Below are 15876 nucleotides of genomic sequence, written 5' to 3'. Positions count from 1 at the left end.
TCGCTATACTGACGGCGGGTGTGCGTCACGAAAGCGAGGCGCTTATGTCCATTCGGCCACAGCCTGTCGGCCCCCTCGCCGGATCGGCGGTGTTCCTGATCGTCACCACGGCCGTCGCGTTGGCGGGCTTCAATTTGACCGCCGTAGCGGCAGCACTGAACCCGCTGCTCGGGCTGGTGACGCTGCTCGTCACGACGCTCCTGCTGTTGGCCGTCGCAGACCGCGTCGGCGAACGGTGCGTGCCTGCGGCGATGCGCGCGTTCCGGTCCTGGTGCCGCGGAACGGTTCGGCACCTGCGCACAGGTCGATGACACCGCGCGGGGCGGGTGCGCGCGACCTCGCCAGGACGACGCCCGCCCAGCGGGACCGGTACGTCGACTTCCTCCGTGCCCTGTCGATCACCGTCGTCATCCTCGGGCACTGGCTCGCGGTCACCATCGTGATGGAGGACGGTCGCATCCGTGGTCGCCGTCTTCGGCCGGGTGGAGCGACTCGCAACCGGAGTGCCGTCTCCTGCCCGGCAGCGGCTGAGGACGACCGCGCTGGCGGTGACCGGCACCGCGGGCGCGGCCGCCGGCCAGGCAGTTGTCTCGATAACGGCGTCGGCCGGTCGGCGCTGGATCATGATGGTGCGCCGGGTGTGAACCGGCCGAGAGTGACCTGAAGGAGTCCGATGACCGACACAGTTTCCCACCTTCGCCGGCGGATCGACCTCGCCGCCGAAAAGGCCAGGGCGCTCAAGCGTCTGCACGACACCGGGATCCTCGAGTTCAGCGGTGCCACGCTGGCGACGGCGAAGAACGCCGCGGTGTACGGCCCCCAGGCCACGATGGCGATCCAGGGCGGCCGCAAGTATCCGACGCTGCCGGCCATCGCCGACGAGCGAGGGACCCTGACCTACAAGCAGGTCGACGACCAGTCCACCGCTCTGGGCAGAGGGCTGAACCGGCTCGGCGTCCACGAGGGCTCGGTCGTGGGCATCCTGTGCCGCGACCACCGCGGCCTCATCATCGCGATGGCGGCGTGCGGCAAGATCGGTGCGCGCCTGGTGTTGATGAACACCGGATTCGCCAAACCGCAGTTCGCGCAGGTGTGTGAACGCGAGCACGTGAAGGTGGTGTTGCACGACAGCGAGTTCCTCGGTCTGCTCGACGCGTTGCCCGCCGAACTTCCGCGGGTGCTCACCTGGCTCGACGAGGGCACCGACCGGCCTGCGGGCATGCAGACGATCGACGACCTGATCGCGGCCAACTCCGCCGAACCACTTCCCGCGCCCGGGAAGCCCGGCGGCTTCGTGATCCTCACCAGTGGCACCACCGGGCTGCCCAAGGGCGCGCCGCGGGCCAAGGTGTCTCCCTTCGCGACGGCCCAGGTGGTGGATCGGATCCCGTTCCCCCGCAAGGGAACCATGGTGATCGTCTCGCCGATCTTCCACAGCACCGGGCTCGCGACCTATCTGGTGGGAGCGGCGCTGGGAAACAAGGTCGTCACCGCACGCCGCTTCAGCCCCGAGGGCACGCTGGCGCTCATCGCCGACCATCGCGCCGACATGCTGGTCGCCGTCCCGACAATGCTGCACCGCATGGTCGAGCTGCCCGCCGAGACCATCGCCAAGTACGACACGTCGTCACTGAAGGCGATCGTCGTCGCGGGGTCGGCGCTGAGCCCGGAGCTGTGCACCCGGGCGCAGGACACCTTCGGCGACGTCCTCTACAACCTCTACGGCTCCACCGAATGTGCGGTGGCGACGGTGGCGACACCCCAGGAGCTGCGCCGGGCGCCGGGCACCGCCGGACGATCGCCCGTGACGTGTGAGGTGGTGCTGTTCGACGAGAACGACCAGCGGGTGCACGGCGCCGGCAAGCGGGGCCGGATCTTCATCCGCAGCGGGTCACCGTTCGAGGGATACACCGACGGCCGGCACAAGCAGGTCATCGACGGCTACATGTCCAGCGGCGACATGGGCCACTTCGACGAGAACGGATTGTTGTTCGTCGACGGCCGCGACGACGACATGATCGTCTCCGGCGGCGAGAACGTCTTCCCGCAGGAAGTCGAGAACCTGCTCGTCGAGCACGAACACGTCTCCGACGTCGCGGTGGTCGGTGTCGATGACGTCGAGTTCGGAAAACGGTTGCGCGCCTTCATCGTTCCCCACCCCGGCACCTCGCCGCGGGCCGAGGACATCAAGCAGTACGTGAAGGACAACCTCGCCCGCTACAAGGTGCCGCGCGACGTGGTGTTCGTCGAGGAGTTGCCGCGCAACGCCACCGGCAAGGTGCTGCGACGGATCCTGGTCGACATGGACGTGACGGCGCAGTAGCCGGGTGAGGGCGCATCATAAAGTGATGCCCACCCGATGCGTCCTCGTCGTCGCCTCCGTGGCTGCGGCTGCTCTCGCGTCGGCCGCCCCGGGTGCCGCCGAACCGGGCTCGAGCTCGGCCGCCGCAGTGATCGACGAGCTGAAAGGGCAGGGCTACGACGTCCAGATCAACTGGGTGAGCGGCGTGAGCAGTCGCCCGCTGGGGGAGTGCCAGGTACTCGGCGTGCACAACCCCGATCTGAACGGACCGCCGCCGGAGACGTTCACGACCGTCTATGTCGACGTCTCCTGCCCCAACCACGACGACGACATCTGGATCAACGGCGGCCTCTGGGGCGTCGGGATCGGCATCGGATTCTGACGCCGCTGGATCGACTGGTCGCTGCGACCCCCGACTCCCGCGACCGAGTGGTCGACGCCGCCCGCGCCGTCTGCATCGTGGTGGTGGTGCTCTGGCACTGGACGCTGTCGGTGACGCAGCGAACCGCCGACGGCACCCTGGTGATGCCCAACCCGGTTCACACGGTGCCGGGCAGCTGGCTCGCGACGTGGATCCTGCAGGTCATGCCACTGTTCTTCGTGGTCGGTGGATACGCCAACCTGGCGGCGTGGGAACGCGCCCGGGCCACCGGCACCTCGGGCGTGCGGTTCGTCGGCGACCGGCTGCGCCGGCTGCTCTGGCCGACTGCGGCGTGGGCGGCCGTCTGGCTCGCCGGTGAAATGATCGCGGCCGCGCTGCCGGGTCCGCACCGCTGGATGTGGCAGTGGTTTCCCGGCTATCTCATGCCGCTGTGGTTCGTCGGCGTCTACGGCGTGCTGATCGCGCTGGTGCCGCTCACCGCGGCGCTGCACGTCCGCGCCGGCCCGACCGTGCTGGCGGCGTTGGTTGCACTTCTCGCCGGCGGCACGGTCCTGACGCGCGGCGACGGCCTGGACGCGGCCGCCTGGCCGACCGCCGCGCTGGTGTGGCTGTTCTGCCACCAGCTCGGATACTGCTGGCGCAGCGCCGATCTCGGCGGCCGGCCGCTTCCGGTGCGGGCAGCGATCGCCGCGGCGGGCCTGGCCGGACTGCTGGTCCTGACGCTGTGTGCCGGCTTTCCGCGCTCGATGGTCGCCACCGTGGGCGCCGCCGAGTCGAACCTCTTCCCGACGAACGCCGCGATCGCGGCCCTGGCGGTGTTCCAGCTCGGGCTGCTGGTCCTCGCGGCGCCGGCAGCGAGGAGGCTGCTGGGCCGGCCCGCCGTGTGGAAGCCGGTGGTCGCGGTCAACGCGATCGCGATGACCGTCTTCGTCTGGCACATGACCGCCTACCTGGTGGTGGTGTGGGTCTACGAGTGGTCGGGGCACACGCTGATCGACGAGCCGACCACGGCCTGGTGGGCGCAGCGCTGGCTGTGGCTGGTCGGCCCGCTCGCCGTGCTGGTGGTTCTCGTGGCCGTGTTCGGCCGGGTGGAGTCCGCGGCCCGACGATCTCTCCGGTGAACCTAGGGGGCGGTCGGCGTCAGGCTCGGCGGGGTCACCGGTCGCCTGTCCTGTCGCCCACGGGTCCGGTTCACGCGGGCAACCCGTGACAGAAACCGCGGGTCCAGCAACCGGGCGGGCGGATCGACGAGCCCGGTCACCTTGAAGAACTGCGTATTGACCACGGCATCGGTTTCGGCGGCTCCGAGCACCCAATCGGAGAGCCGGTTGGCGAACCGCATCGACGTCGTCCGCCGTCCCTGTACCTCGGGAAAAGCCAGGTCAGATGATGCCGCGAGCCTCCAGGCCACGCCGATGGCCTTCGCCGCAGAACGGAAGTAGCGCCGCGGCAGGTCGTCCGTGCCGCGCCGCACCGCATCCTGCAGAGCCAACGCCTCCATCGACGCGACCGACATGCCTTGTCCGTAGATCGGGTTGAAGCTGCACATCGCGTCGCCGCACACCACCAGCCCGTCCGGGAAGCTACGCATCTTGTCGTAGCGTCGCCACTGACTGGACGGCAGACGGTGCCGCACCACAGGGCCCAGGGGTTCGCCGGCGCGCACGGCCGCGAGCAGGTGCGCGGGCGCGTAACCCCGGGCGAATTCGGTCATGCCCGCCACGTCGCGAGGCGGTTCCTGACCCGCCATGCCGAACACCGTGAAGATCCACTTGTCGTCTTCGTTGTGGACCAGGAACATGCCGGTCGGCCGACCGGCTGCGGGACCGATGAGGACCAGCATCTCGTTCAAGATTCCCGGCGGGATCCGCAGAGACTGACTGACATAGGTGGTGTGGACGACGATGTGGTCCTCCACCGGTCTCCCGTAACCCAGACTGTCCAGCAGCGCCGGCGTATGTGCGCCCCGCCCCATCGCGTCGACAACGAGATTCGCCGCCAGGTGTCGATCGGTTCCGCCGTCGCGGTCGACGATGCGAACTCCGTTGATCCGCTTGCGGTCCGCGGTCGCGACGAGGTCGGCGACATCATGACCACCGAGGACCGTCACGTTGTCGAGCCCCTGCACCCGCCGCCGCACATGACACTCGAGAAGGGGCCTGCTCGGCTGGTACATCGCAGCCGCCTTGACATCGTCGACGGCTGCCTTGCCCGACCTCACCATCAGGTGCCCGCCGAGGCAGATGTGCAACCGCGACAGGTCACCGTCGTCCCACACCGGGGCACCGTCGGCGACGAGCTCATCGAGGATTCCGGGGAACATCTCATCGAGCGTCTGCGCGCCGCGCGCCAGCAGTGCGTGCGGTTGCCTGCCCTGGGGTACGCCGCGCCGATCCGCGGGCTCCTCGGACAGCGCGTCGCGTTCGACCACGGTGACGCTTCGGAAGTGGTCGGCGAGCGCTCGTGCCGCCAGCAGGCCGCTGATGCTCGCGCCGAGAACGACCGCATGTTCCCCTGATACCAGCACTGTCGGACCCCTCACGATGTCGTGTGTCTGCCGCCAGACATCAAGTTATGAGGCCGAGTGGCAGGGCACACCAGTAGCGCACTACTGAAATCCCCGAGTTGTTCAACTCCATGTGAGAACCGCGGGACCATACGATGAGATTGCCTGGGTACTCGGGTCTGCGTGAGTATGGACACCATGGACCTTCCCGTGCGGCCGCCGCTGGAGCCGATGCTGGCCAAGGCGCAGGCAACCGTGCCCTCCGACGCGGGGGTGTGGTCTTATGAGCCCAAGTGGGACGGGTTCCGGGCGTTGGTGTTCCGGGACGGCGATGACGTGGTGCTGCTGTCGCGCAGCGGCAAGGATCTGGCCCGCTATTTCCCCGAGGTCCTCGATGCCGTGCGCGACGAACTCGCGCCGCGCTGCGTGGTCGACGGCGAGATCGTCGTGCCCCGCGAGATCAGCGGCCGGGTGCGGCTGGACTGGGAGTCGCTCAGCCAGCGCATCCACCCCGCCGAATCGCGGGTCCGGATGCTGTCCGAGCAGACCCCCGCGCACTTCATCGGCTTCGACGCGCTGGCCGTCGGCGACACCTCGCTGCTCAAAGAACCGTTCCGGACACGGCGGAATGCTCTGTGCGAGGCCGTCTTCGAGAAGCAGTGGTGTCATGTCACCCGCACCACCGAGGACGCCGACCTGGCCACCCGGTGGTTGCAGGAATTCGAGGGCGCCGGCCTCGACGGGGTGATCGCCAAGCGGCTCGACGGCGCCTATCTGCCCGGCAAGCGGGACATGGTCAAGGTCAAACACGCCCGCGACGCCGACTGCGTCGCGATCGGGTACCGAATCCACAAGAGCGGCGAGGGAATCGGCTCGATCCTGCTCGGGCTGTACCGCGATGACGGGGAGCTGCAGATGATCGGCGGGGCCGCGTCTTTCACCGCGAAGGCGCGCCTGAGTCTGCTCGCCGACCTGGAGCCGCTGCGTATCGGCGACGACGTGCGCGACGGCGAGCCGAGCCGCTGGAATTCTGCGGCCGACAAACGCTGGATCCCGGTCCGCCCGGAGCGGGTGTGCGAGGTCGCCTACGACCAGATGGAGGGCGACCGGTTCCGCCACGCGGTGAAGTTCGTGCGGTGGCGCCCCGACCGCGACCCCGCCGGCTGCACCTTCGATCAACTCGACGTGCCGATCACCTACGATCTCTACGACGTGCTGGAGAGTTCCTGACATGGCAACGCCCGCAACTGAACTCGACGTCCACGGGGTGAAGGTCCGATTGACCAACCCCGACAAGCCGTACTTCCCGGAGCTGGGCAAGGACGGCACCAAGGGCAAGCTGGTCGAGTACTACCTGTCCGTGGCCGGCCCGATGGTGACGCTGTTACGGGACCGGCCGGTACATCTGCAGCGCTTCCCCGACGGCATCACCGGCGAAGAGATCTACCAGAAGCGGGTGCCGCAGAAGCATCCCGACTACCTCGAGACCTGTACCGTCACCTTCCCGTCCGGACGCACGGCCGACGCGCTGAAGATCACCCATCCCTCGGCGATCGTGTGGGCGGCGCAGATGGGCACGGTGACGCTGCACCCGTGGCAGGTGCGCTGCCCGGACACCGAACATCCCGACGAGCTGCGCGTCGACCTGGACCCCCAGCCGGGCACCGGCTTCGCCGAGGCCCGCACGGTCGCCGTCGATGTGCTCAAGCCGCTGCTCGACGAACTCGGGATGGTCGGCTATCCGAAGACCTCCGGCGGACGCGGGGTCCATGTGTTCCTGCGGATCGCCACCGACTGGGATTTCATCGCGGTGCGGCGGGCCGGGATCGCGCTGGCCCGCGAGGTGGAACGGCGCGCACCCGATGCGGTGACGACGTCGTGGTGGAAGGAGGAGAGGGGGAAGCGGTTGTTCATCGACTACAACCAGAACGCGCGCGACCGCACCTTCGCCTCGCCCTACTCGGTGCGCAAGACCCCGATCGCCACCGTCTCGACCCCGCTGACATGGGAGGAACTGCGCACCGCGGATCCCGACGATTACACGATCCGCACCGTGCCCGAGTTCGTCGCCGGCCGGCCCGATCCCTGGGCCGGCATCGACGCCACGGCCCAGTCGATCGACCGACTGCTGGAGATGGTCGCCGCCGACGAGGAGCGCGGTCTCGGCGACCTGCCGTACCCGCCGAGCTATCCGAAGATGCCGGGCGAGCCGCCGCGGGTGCAGCCGTCGAAGAAGGTCGCCGCGCACTGGGACGACGAGGGCAACCGGGTGGGGGAATGACCGTCCGCCCAAGAAGGTGAACTGCGTCTGTGCACAGGGTGGGTGCGACGGCGGCCAGTCTGATGCTGACTGCTCAACACCACAGTTGCACCAACGGCCGTCTGACGTGGAGAAGTGAACGCAACCAGCTCTCTGTTCTCCGTCGCTTCTCCCGGACTACCCATCCCCTTGCCGACCAACCGGGTTGCGCGGTCACGATTCGATGCACGACGAGGGCGATCGCGTGGTACGCGGCGGTGACTCGCTACCCTGCCCAGGTGACCTTCCGCAAGCTGCTCGCCGCGCTGGCGATCGTCGGGGTGCTGGCCAGCGGCGTGGGCATCGCGTCACTGGTCCTGGTCTCCCAGTCGGACCAGCAGGCCAGCGCGCCGCGGCGCGAACCGCCGGCTCCGCCGCCGCCGTCGGTGCCGACGGTCAAGGAGTTCCTCATCGGGGTGACCGTCACCGCCCAGACCTGCGATCCGGTCGGCGCGTGCGTCTACACCTACACGATCGAGCCCAAATACGTTGGGCTGCATCCTTTCCCGGAGACGCCCTTCACCGTGGAGTACGAGGTCACCGGCGGCAACCAGCCGCAGCCGGGCAAGTTCACCGTCCAGGGCGAGAAGGCGGAGATCTACAAAGACGTCCAGATCGAGGGTCCGCCGGGTGCGCGACTGTCGGCGAACGTGCTGCGCGTCGTCGAGGAGCCGCCGCCACCACCGCCACCGCCGGGCGCACCGCCACCGCCGCCGCCTCCCGCGGAGCCGCCGCAACCATGACCGACCCTCAGCGCAGCCCCTGGATCCGCAACTTCACCCCCGCGCCCACCGCGCGCCTGCGCCTGGTGTGCTTCCCGCACGCGGGCGGCTCGGCGAGCTACTACTTCCCGCTGTCGCGGGCGCTCTCGCCGGAGTTCGACGTCTACGCCGTGCAGTACCCCGGGCGGCAGGACCGCTACAAGGAGCCGTTCGTCGAGACCATCGACGACCTGGCCGATCAGGTGCACGCCGAACTCGGCGCCGTCCCTGCCGGGCCGGTCGCCTTCTTCGGCCACAGCATGGGCGCGGTGCTGGCCTTCGAGGTGGCCCGCCGGATGGAGAACCGGACCGGCCGCACACCGGTGACCGTCTTCGCCTCCGGCGCACGCGCACCCAGCCGGTACGGCGACGAGCGTGACCACAAGGACGACCGTGAACTGGTCGACGTGATGCGCCAACTCGGCGGCACCGATCCGCGGGTGCTGGAGAACCGGGAGATGCTCGAGACGTTCCTGCCCGCGTTCCGCAACGACTACCGGGCGCTGCAGGCCTACCACCGCGGCACCGAGGTCGGCATCTCTGCGCCGATCGTCGTGATGACCGCGACCGACGACCCCAAGACCACCGTGGCCGACGCCTCGGCCTGGCACGAGCACACGTCCGGCGGTGGCACGGTGCACACGTTCACCGGTGGCCACTTCTACCTGGAGAAGCAGCCCGAGGGCGTCATCGAGGTGATCGCACGGACGCTGCGGGCGGTACCGGACTGACCGCGGGACTGCGTCGCGTCGCCAGCACCGACCCGGTCAGGATCAGCGCCAGCCCGGCGAGATTCCACGCCGTCAGCGGCTCGCCCAGCACCAGCACCCCGGCCGCCAGCGCCACCGCCGGGTTGACGTAGGTGAACACCAGTGCCCGGGCGGCGCCCACCTCCCGGATCAGCGCGAAGAACACCAGGAACGCCGTCGCGGTGCAGATCACCGCGAGCGCCGCGATCGCGATCAGCACACGTGTCGCCGGGACGGCCTCGGGCCACGTGGCCGCCGCCGGTGCGGCGTACACGAGCGCCGCCAGCGTCAGGCACGCCGCCGTCATCGGAAGCGTCGGGACGTCGGCGAGGTAGCGGGCCGCGACCAGCGGCGCGATCGCGTAACAGACCGACACCATCAGCACCTCCGTCACCGACCACGCACTGCCGCCGGTGAGTTCGGGGCCGGCCAGCGCCGCCACCCCGGCCAGCCCGACGCCGAGCCCCGCCAGCCGGACAGGGGTCAGCCGGTGCTCGCCACCGGTGAGCCGGTCCAGCAGCGCCGCGACGATCGGCGACGCCGCGATCAGCAGCCCGGTCAGGGAGCTCGACAGGTGCCGCTCGGCGTCGGAGAGCAGCAGCCACGCCGCGATGATCTCGAAGAACGCGAACACGGCGACCGGTTTCCAGTGCGCGAGCACCGGTGCCCACGCCTGTCGGCGCAGCGTCAGCGGAATGAGCACCAGAGCGCCGACCGCGGTCCGTGCGAGCACCAGCACCGGGACCGAAACCCCCTCCACCGCAACCTTGATGAGCAGGTAGGGGATGCCCCAGATGAGGCTCATCGCGGCGAACAGCACCCAGCCGCGCACGCTCATACCCACCATGCCACCGCATCGGCGGCCGCCGACGCAACCGAATTGCGCCGGGCGCTCAGCCGGTGGGCACCACCCCGCGCGGCATCGGCAGCGGCAGGTCGGTGTAGGTCGCGATGCCCGGCGCAGCCGCCACCACCGCAGGGATGGCGTGGATGGGCGGCATCGCGGTCATGATGTGGCCGAGCACGAAGAAGTCCTCGATCGACGTGGCGCTTTCGATCATGTCCTGCGGCGGCAGGAAGCCGACGCTCATGGTGACCGTCGGCCGGCCGTCGATCGTGATCTTCCAGCCGTCACCGTCGAGCTTCCAGTCCGGGTCGAGCGTCTGCCCCTTCTTCCACCGGACGTTGATGTCGATGACCGTCCTGCCGCCGACCGTGCCCTGCCAGCTGGCGAACACGCCCGCGACATGGCCGGCGGGGATCGTCCACGACGCCATCGGCAGGTCCTCGGTGGTCTGTGCGTACTCGGAGACACAGGTGATGTCGTCGAGTTCGATCCCGAGGGCGTCGGCGACCAGCGCGACGGCCTCGGCGAACACGGCCGTGCCGGTCGCGGCCATCGGCGGCAGGTCGGGATCGTCGATCGCGGCGCCGAAGCCGACGGGTCGTTCGGTGTCCGGAGAGTCGTAGAGCGTGGTGTCGGCGGATTCGGCGATCGTGATCTTGTCGATGCGGTCACACGCCGTGCCCGCCACGATCGCGAGCAGTTCGGCGAACCCGGGGCTGACGCCAGACCCGAACAACGTGGCTCCGCCGCGTCGGCACGCCTCGGCCAGCCGGGCCCGTCCGTCGCCGAGATTGTGCCCGGTGATGAACGACGCGGACGCGACCACATTGATCCCCGCCTCGAGGATCCGCACGAGTTCGTCGACGTCGATCCACATCGGGTTGTAGACGACGACGTCGGGTTTCAGCGCCAGCAGCGCGTCGACGTCATCGGTGGCGCTCACCCCCAGGGGTGCGATCCCGGCGAGATCGCCGACGTCGCGGCCCACCTTGTCGGCCGACCACGCGTAGCAGCCGACCAGTTCCAGCTGCGGATTCGCGGCGATCGCGGCGACGGCGCTCTTGCCGACGTTCCCGGTCGTCCATTGGACGACGCGGTGGGGAGCGGTGTTGTGCACTCGCTCAGCATAGGGCTAGGGGCCGGGCGTGAGCACCGCTTTGCCGGTCCGGGTGGCGCCGCTGCGATCGATCCACGTCAGCTCGATGACGTCTCCGGCGTAGTGGCGATCCAGCACCGCCGGCAGCGACTTCGACGAATCCAGCCGTACCCCGTCGACCGCGACGAGCAGATCGCCGTTGGCCAGTCCCGCCTGTTCAGCCGGGCCGCCGCGCAGCACCTCGTGGATGACCACGCCGGGCTCGTTCTGCGGCGCCGTCCGGATCCCGACCCCCAGCAGGACCGGCGGGCCGATGTGGACACTGTCGGATGCGGCGCCGGCGCGGATCTGGTTGGCGATCGCCATCGCATCGTTGATCGGGATCGCGAAGCCCTTGCCGCCCGGACCCATCTTGAAGTTCACCGACGCCGCCGTGGTGATCCCGACGACCTGTCCGGCGCTGTTGACGACGGGACCGCCGGAGTCGCCCGCGCGCACGGGCGCCGCGAACTCGATCAGTCCGGTGATCTCGTCGCTGGCGCCGGTGAGCGAGTCTTCCGCGGTGACGGTCTGGTTGAACGCGGTGAACGTCCCCACCTCACGCGTCAACGGGCTGTCGGTGCCTGACGCGTTGCCCAGCGCGACCACGGGTTCGCCGGGCACCAGGACGTTGGAGTCGCCGATGTTGGCCGGAGGGAGCCCGCCCGCACCCTGCAATTGGATCACCGCGACGTCGCGTTTGCGGTCGTAGCCGACGAGGACGGCCGGATAGGGGCGGCCGTTGACCGTCCCGGTGATGCGGTCGGCGCCCTGGACGACGTGGAAGTTCGTCACCACCTGGCCGGCCGGGTCGATCACGAACCCCGTTCCTGCCCCGAGGACGCCCTGGTAGTCCACCTGGGTGTCGATCCGCACGACGGACGGCTCCACCTGCCCGGAGGCGGCCAGAAGATCAGTGGGAGCCGCGGCAGCAGGAGCCGCGGGCGCGACCAGAGCGAGCATCGCGGCCAGTGCGACCAGGAGAAGCCGAAGCGGGGGTAACGGGCCCATAACCATCAATAGTGGCCGTGCGAAGGGCTGCTGTCGAACGAGATGGCGGTAGCTCAGTCCTCGACCGCGACGCCGCCGCGGGTGCGTCTGCGGCGGCTCAGCAGCGTTCCCTTGCCGGTCGGGCGCCTGTTCTGCAGCTTGCCACCGGTGTCGGAATCGGGCTCCGCATCGTCCTCGGAGTCGTCCTCGGTGTCGTCTTGGGAGTCCGCCTCGGCCGTCGGCGTCACGTCCGCGTCCTCATCCGCCCCGGTGGTCTCGTCGACCTCGGTGGTCTCCGTCTCCTCGGCCGCGGTCTCGTCGCCGTCGGCGGCTTTCCGGCCGCGCCGGCGCGACGTGCGCTTCTTGACCTTGAGCGGCTTCGGCGGCGGCGGCGGCAGTTCGGCCACGAACGCCAGGTAGAACGCCAGGATCGCGAGCAGTGCGATCGCCGCGGCAGCGCCGTAGACGCCGAACAGCCACTGTCCGACGCTGTCCAGCGACAGCCAGATCTCGACGATCGCGGCGCCGATGATCAAGGCACCTGCGAGCGCGTGCAGCGCGATCGACGTGGTCCGCAGGCGCAGAGCGAGCCGCGGCACGCCGAACTCGGGCCGGCGGGTGCGCAGCAGCGTGAACACCACCGGCAGCGCGGCGAGCCCGATCAGCGCGCCGGTGACGATGCGCAACACCGTGCCCAGCGTGTGCGAGGTGTCGCCCAACAGCTCGGGGGTGCGGGGAAGGACGAAGAAGAAGTAGAGAACACCGGCGGCGACGGAGAACGACGCGTGCCAAACCACCGCGACGGTGCGGCCCATACTCCTCCTCGATTCTGTGCCCGGGGTGCGACCGTGCGAGTCGTCAGCCGGTCGCACCCCGGGCCGAGTGCGGAGGATAGGGGATTTGAACCCCTGAGGGCTGTTAACCCAACCCGCGTTCCAGGCGAGCGCCATAGGCCACTAGGCGAATCCTCCGCGGGCCATGGTAGCCGACCGACATGGTGACTCCCCACATCTCCCACCGGCTAGACTCTCCGTGGACCCCGCGCGGCGTCCATCCTGTGAACTCCCCCAGGGCCGGAAGGCAGCAAGGGTCAACGGGCTCTGGCGGGTGCGCGGGGTCCCCTGTGTTTCTCCGGGACTCCCACCCCACGACGGTGAAAGGCGAGCGGTGTCGTTTCAGTCGCTGGGCCGCGACGAACTCGTCGGCCAGCACGAGCTGCAGCAGCGCAATTACGCCGAGCTGCAAGCCAAGAACCTGCACCTGGACCTGACCCGTGGCAAGCCCTCGCCGGCGCAACTCGACCTGTCCAACGGTCTGCTCGACCTGCCGGGCAGCGGCCCCGACGCGTACCGGGACGGCGAGGGCACCGACACCCGCAACTACGGCGGCCTGCACGGGCTGCCGGAGCTGCGGGCGATCTTCGGCGAGTTGCTCGGCATCGGGGTGCCCAACCTCATCGCGGGCAACAACGCCAGCCTGGAATTCATGCACGACGTGGTCGTGTACTCGCTGCTGCACGGCGGCGTTGACTCGCCGCGGCCGTGGATCGACGACCTGCGCGACGGCACCGGTGTGAAGTTCCTGTGTCCGTCGCCGGGGTACGACCGACACTTCGCGATCACCGAGACCCTCGGCATCGAGATGGTCACCGTGCCGCTGCGCGAGGACGGCCCCGACGTCGACCTGATCGAAGAGCTGGTGGCCGCCGATCCGGCGATCAAGGGCATGTGGTGCGTACCGGTCTACTCGAACCCGACCGGTACCACCTATTCCTGGGAGACGGTCCGCCGCCTGGTCCAGATGCCCACGGCGGCAACCGATTTCCGATTGATGTGGGACAACGCCTACGCGGTGCACACGCTGACCCACGACTTCGTCAAGCAGGTCGACGTGCTGGCTCTCGCCGCGGCGGCCAACCACCCCAACCGGCCGCTGGTGTTCGCGTCCACGTCGAAGATCACCTTCGCCGGGGGCGGTGTGAGCTTCTTGGGCGGATCGCTGGGCAACATCGCGTGGTACCTGCAGCACGCGGGCAAGAAGTCCATCGGCCCGGACAAGATCAACCAGCTGCGGCATCTGCGCTTCTTCGGCGACGCCGACGGGGTGCGGGTGCACATGCGCCGCCACCAGGAGTTGCTCGCACCGAAGTTCGCGCTGGTGCTCGAGATCCTCGACGAGCGGTTGGGGGAGTCCAAGATCGCGTCGTGGACCGAGCCCAAGGGCGGCTACTTCATCAGCCTCGACGTGCTGCCCGGCACGGCCAAGCGCACCGTGGCCCTGGCCAAGGACGCGGGCATCGCGGTGACCGAGGCCGGCGCGTCGTTCCCCTACCGAAAAGACCCGGACGACAAGAACATCCGCATCGCACCCACGTTCCCCGGGATGTCGGATCTGCGGGAGGCCATCGACGGGCTCGCCACGTGCGCGCTGCTCTCGGCCACCGAGTCGTTGCTGGCCGACAAGTAGTCGGTCGGGGTCGGTAGCCTTCTCGGCGTGGCTCTCTACCGCAAGTACCGACCGGCGACGTTCGCAGAGGTCGTCGGCCAGGAACACGTCACCGAGCCGCTGTCTGTGGCGCTGAACTCCGGGCGCATCAACCACGCGTACCTGTTCTCCGGTCCGCGCGGCTGCGGCAAGACGTCGTCGGCCCGGATCCTGGCGCGGTCGCTGAACTGCGCGCAGGGGCCCACCGCAACGCCGTGCGGGGTCTGCGATTCGTGCGTCGCGCTGGCCCCCAACGGTCCCGGCAACGTCGACGTCGTCGAACTCGACGCCGCCAGCCACGGCGGCGTGGACGACACCCGTGAGCTGCGCGACCGCGCGTTCTACGCGCCGGCCCAGTCGCGGTACCGCATCTTCATCGTCGACGAAGCGCACATGGTGACCACCGCGGGCTTCAACGCGCTGCTCAAGATCGTCGAGGAGCCACCCGACCACCTGATCTTCGTGTTCGCGACCACCGAGCCGGAGAAGGTGCTGCCGACCATCCGGTCCCGCACCCACCACTATCCGTTCCGGCTGCTGGCTCCCCGCACGATGCGCACGCTGATCGAGAAGATCGTCGCGTCGGAGAGCGTGGACGTCGACGACGCGGTCTATCCGCTGGTCATCCGCGCCGGCGGCGGCTCCCCGCGCGACACGCTGTCGGTGCTCGATCAGCTGCTCGCCGGCGCCGAGGGGAACCACGTCGCCTACCAGCGGGCCCTGGCACTGCTCGGCGCCACGGACGTGGCGTTGATCGACGACGCGATCGACGCGCTGGCGGCCGGGGACGCCGCCGCGCTGTTCGGTGCGGTCGAGGGTGTGGTCGACGCGGGCCACGATCCGCGCCGCTTCGCCACCGACCTGCTGGAGCGGTTCCGGGACCTGATCGTGCTGCAGGCCGTGCCCGACGCGGTCGCGCGCGGTGTGGTCGACGGAGCGCAGGACGAGATGGAGCGGATGCGCGAGCAGGCCTCGCGGATCGGCACCGCCACGCTGACGCGCTACGCCGAGGTGGTGCACGCCGGGCTGGGGGAGATGCGCGGTGCGACGGCGCCGCGGCTGCTGCTCGAGGTGGTGTGCGCGCGGCTGCTGCTGCCTTCGGCCAGCGACACCGAGGCCGCGCTGCTGCAGCGCATCGAGCGCATCGAGACGCGGCTGGACATGTCGATCCCCGCCGACGAGAACGGCGCCGCGCGGCCCGCGGCCCAGGTCAAGCAGTACGTCCGCAAGACCAGGGCGGCCGAGCCGGCAGCGGAACCGGCACCGGCGCCCGCGGCCGCGCCCCCGCCGCCACCCGAGCCGACGCCTGCGCCCCCACCGGCGCCCGAGACGCCTGCTCCGGCACCGGCTCCCGCTCCGGTGCCCAAACCCGTTGCCGCAGATCGCCGCTGCCGCCAGCACCTCCTCGGGCATCGACCTTC

At 69.6% G+C, this 15876-nt stretch carries 16 protein-coding genes, 1 tRNA gene and 1 other RNA gene; 12 read left to right on the top strand and 6 right to left on the bottom strand.

The window, feature by feature from the left end; genetic code table 11:
- Positions 1-44 precede the first annotated feature (44 nt).
- The 5 genes from MCHUDSM44219_RS20245 to MCHUDSM44219_RS20225 all read left to right on the top strand — a co-directional run bounded on the left by MCHUDSM44219_RS20245 (position 45) and on the right by MCHUDSM44219_RS20225 (position 3805).
- Positions 45-311, top strand: coding sequence for a hypothetical protein (locus MCHUDSM44219_RS20245; protein ID WP_112744707.1), 267 nt, complete (start codon positions 45-47; stop codon positions 309-311).
- A 150-nt stretch (positions 312-461) separates the two neighbouring features.
- Entirely contained in the window at positions 462-644 is a 183-nt protein-coding gene (locus tag MCHUDSM44219_RS30045; RefSeq protein ID WP_048420051.1) for a hypothetical protein, read from the top strand.
- A gap of 29 nt (positions 645-673) precedes the next feature.
- Positions 674-2323 (top strand): acyl-CoA synthetase, encoded by a 1650-nt coding sequence (locus MCHUDSM44219_RS20235; RefSeq protein ID WP_048420050.1) that lies wholly within the window; start codon positions 674-676, stop codon positions 2321-2323.
- 25 nt (positions 2324-2348) lie between these two features.
- The gene (locus tag MCHUDSM44219_RS20230) at positions 2349-2684 is read left to right on the top strand and encodes a hypothetical protein (protein WP_048420049.1); all 336 of its coding nucleotides are present in this window, start codon (positions 2349-2351) and stop codon (positions 2682-2684) included.
- A gap of 47 nt (positions 2685-2731) precedes the next feature.
- Positions 2732-3805: an acyltransferase family protein gene (locus MCHUDSM44219_RS20225; protein WP_048420048.1), complete on the top strand. Its 1074-nt coding sequence runs from the start codon at positions 2732-2734 to the stop codon at positions 3803-3805.
- A gap of 2 nt (positions 3806-3807) precedes the next feature.
- Here the strand turns inward: MCHUDSM44219_RS20225 and MCHUDSM44219_RS20220 are convergent, their stop codons facing one another.
- Complete coding sequence (locus MCHUDSM44219_RS20220; RefSeq protein ID WP_236695528.1) at positions 3808-5226, bottom strand: FAD-dependent oxidoreductase; 1419 nt, start codon at positions 5224-5226, stop codon at positions 3808-3810.
- A 153-nt stretch (positions 5227-5379) separates the two neighbouring features.
- Between MCHUDSM44219_RS20220 and MCHUDSM44219_RS20215 the strand changes: the two genes are divergently transcribed.
- The 4 genes from MCHUDSM44219_RS20215 to MCHUDSM44219_RS20200 all read left to right on the top strand — a co-directional run bounded on the left by MCHUDSM44219_RS20215 (position 5380) and on the right by MCHUDSM44219_RS20200 (position 8981).
- The gene (locus tag MCHUDSM44219_RS20215) at positions 5380-6420 is read left to right on the top strand and encodes an ATP-dependent DNA ligase (RefSeq protein ID WP_048420046.1); all 1041 of its coding nucleotides are present in this window, start codon (positions 5380-5382) and stop codon (positions 6418-6420) included.
- Position 6421: 1 nt separating this feature from the next.
- Complete coding sequence (gene ligD / locus MCHUDSM44219_RS20210) at positions 6422-7471, top strand: non-homologous end-joining DNA ligase (RefSeq protein WP_048420045.1); 1050 nt, start codon at positions 6422-6424, stop codon at positions 7469-7471.
- Between the two features lie 257 nt (positions 7472-7728).
- Positions 7729-8232: a hypothetical protein gene (locus tag MCHUDSM44219_RS20205; protein ID WP_048420129.1), complete on the top strand. Its 504-nt coding sequence runs from the start codon at positions 7729-7731 to the stop codon at positions 8230-8232.
- Positions 8229-8981 carry a thioesterase II family protein gene (locus MCHUDSM44219_RS20200; RefSeq protein ID WP_048420044.1) on the top strand — a complete coding sequence of 251 codons (753 nt, stop codon included), beginning with the start codon at positions 8229-8231 and terminating at the stop codon, positions 8979-8981. The genes MCHUDSM44219_RS20205 and MCHUDSM44219_RS20200 overlap by 4 nt, the downstream gene beginning before the upstream one ends.
- On the opposite strand, the gene MCHUDSM44219_RS20195 is transcribed toward MCHUDSM44219_RS20200, so the two are convergent.
- The 5 genes from MCHUDSM44219_RS20195 to MCHUDSM44219_RS20175 form a co-directional block, all read right to left on the bottom strand.
- The gene (locus tag MCHUDSM44219_RS20195; protein WP_048420043.1) at positions 8938-9837 is read right to left on the bottom strand and encodes a DMT family transporter; all 900 of its coding nucleotides are present in this window, start codon (positions 9835-9837) and stop codon (positions 8938-8940) included. The two genes, MCHUDSM44219_RS20200 and MCHUDSM44219_RS20195, sit on opposite strands and share 44 nt — an antisense overlap.
- A gap of 55 nt (positions 9838-9892) precedes the next feature.
- Entirely contained in the window at positions 9893-10963 is a 1071-nt protein-coding gene (locus MCHUDSM44219_RS20190; protein ID WP_048420042.1) for an NAD(P)H-dependent amine dehydrogenase family protein, read from the bottom strand.
- 15 nt (positions 10964-10978) lie between these two features.
- A complete protein-coding gene (locus tag MCHUDSM44219_RS20185; RefSeq protein WP_413783629.1) occupies positions 10979-11998 on the bottom strand; it encodes a S1C family serine protease in 1020 nt (339 codons plus the stop codon).
- Between the two features lie 47 nt (positions 11999-12045).
- Positions 12046-12786 carry a lipid uptake coordinator LucA gene (locus MCHUDSM44219_RS20180; RefSeq protein WP_048420040.1) on the bottom strand — a complete coding sequence of 247 codons (741 nt, stop codon included), beginning with the start codon at positions 12784-12786 and terminating at the stop codon, positions 12046-12048.
- Positions 12787-12856: 70 nt separating this feature from the next.
- A tRNA-Ser gene (locus MCHUDSM44219_RS20175) sits at positions 12857-12942 on the bottom strand.
- Between the two features lie 60 nt (positions 12943-13002).
- Here MCHUDSM44219_RS20175 and ffs point away from each other — a divergent pair.
- The 3 genes from ffs to MCHUDSM44219_RS20165 all read left to right on the top strand — a co-directional run.
- An RNA gene (gene ffs, locus MCHUDSM44219_RS29120) (signal recognition particle sRNA small type) lies at positions 13003-13097 on the top strand.
- A 41-nt stretch (positions 13098-13138) separates the two neighbouring features.
- Complete coding sequence (locus MCHUDSM44219_RS20170) at positions 13139-14437, top strand: aspartate aminotransferase type Ic (RefSeq protein WP_048420039.1); 1299 nt, start codon at positions 13139-13141, stop codon at positions 14435-14437.
- Between the two features lie 27 nt (positions 14438-14464).
- Positions 14465-15876 (top strand): DNA polymerase III subunits gamma/tau (locus MCHUDSM44219_RS20165; RefSeq protein ID WP_048420038.1); only part of this gene is annotated, 1412 nt, incomplete at its 3' end.

Source organism: Mycolicibacterium chubuense (genome assembly GCF_001044255.1).
Classification (GTDB): Bacteria; Actinomycetota; Actinomycetes; order Mycobacteriales; family Mycobacteriaceae; genus Mycobacterium; species Mycobacterium chubuense.
The sequence above is the reverse complement of the archived record's forward strand: the minus strand, read 5'-3'. Positions and strand labels throughout refer to the sequence as shown.

Bases quoted from the DNA above. Each gene is read 5' to 3' on its own strand.
- MCHUDSM44219_RS20230 (WP_048420049.1), top strand. From the start codon at position 2,349: ATGCCCACCCGATGCGTCCTCGTCGTCGCCTCCGTGGCTGCGGCTGCT.
- MCHUDSM44219_RS20180 (WP_048420040.1), bottom strand. From the start codon at position 12,786: ATGGGCCGCACCGTCGCGGTGGTTTGGCACGCGTCGTTCTCCGTCGCC.
- MCHUDSM44219_RS20245 (WP_112744707.1), top strand. From the start codon at position 45: ATGTCCATTCGGCCACAGCCTGTCGGCCCCCTCGCCGGATCGGCGGTG.
- MCHUDSM44219_RS20215 (WP_048420046.1), top strand. From the start codon at position 5,380: ATGGACACCATGGACCTTCCCGTGCGGCCGCCGCTGGAGCCGATGCTG.
- MCHUDSM44219_RS20200 (WP_048420044.1), top strand. From the start codon at position 8,229: ATGACCGACCCTCAGCGCAGCCCCTGGATCCGCAACTTCACCCCCGCG.
- ligD (WP_048420045.1), top strand. From the start codon at position 6,422: ATGGCAACGCCCGCAACTGAACTCGACGTCCACGGGGTGAAGGTCCGA.
- MCHUDSM44219_RS20185 (WP_413783629.1), bottom strand. From the start codon at position 11,998: ATGGTTATGGGCCCGTTACCCCCGCTTCGGCTTCTCCTGGTCGCACTG.
- MCHUDSM44219_RS20235 (WP_048420050.1), top strand. From the start codon at position 674: ATGACCGACACAGTTTCCCACCTTCGCCGGCGGATCGACCTCGCCGCC.
- MCHUDSM44219_RS20195 (WP_048420043.1), bottom strand. From the start codon at position 9,837: ATGAGCGTGCGCGGCTGGGTGCTGTTCGCCGCGATGAGCCTCATCTGG.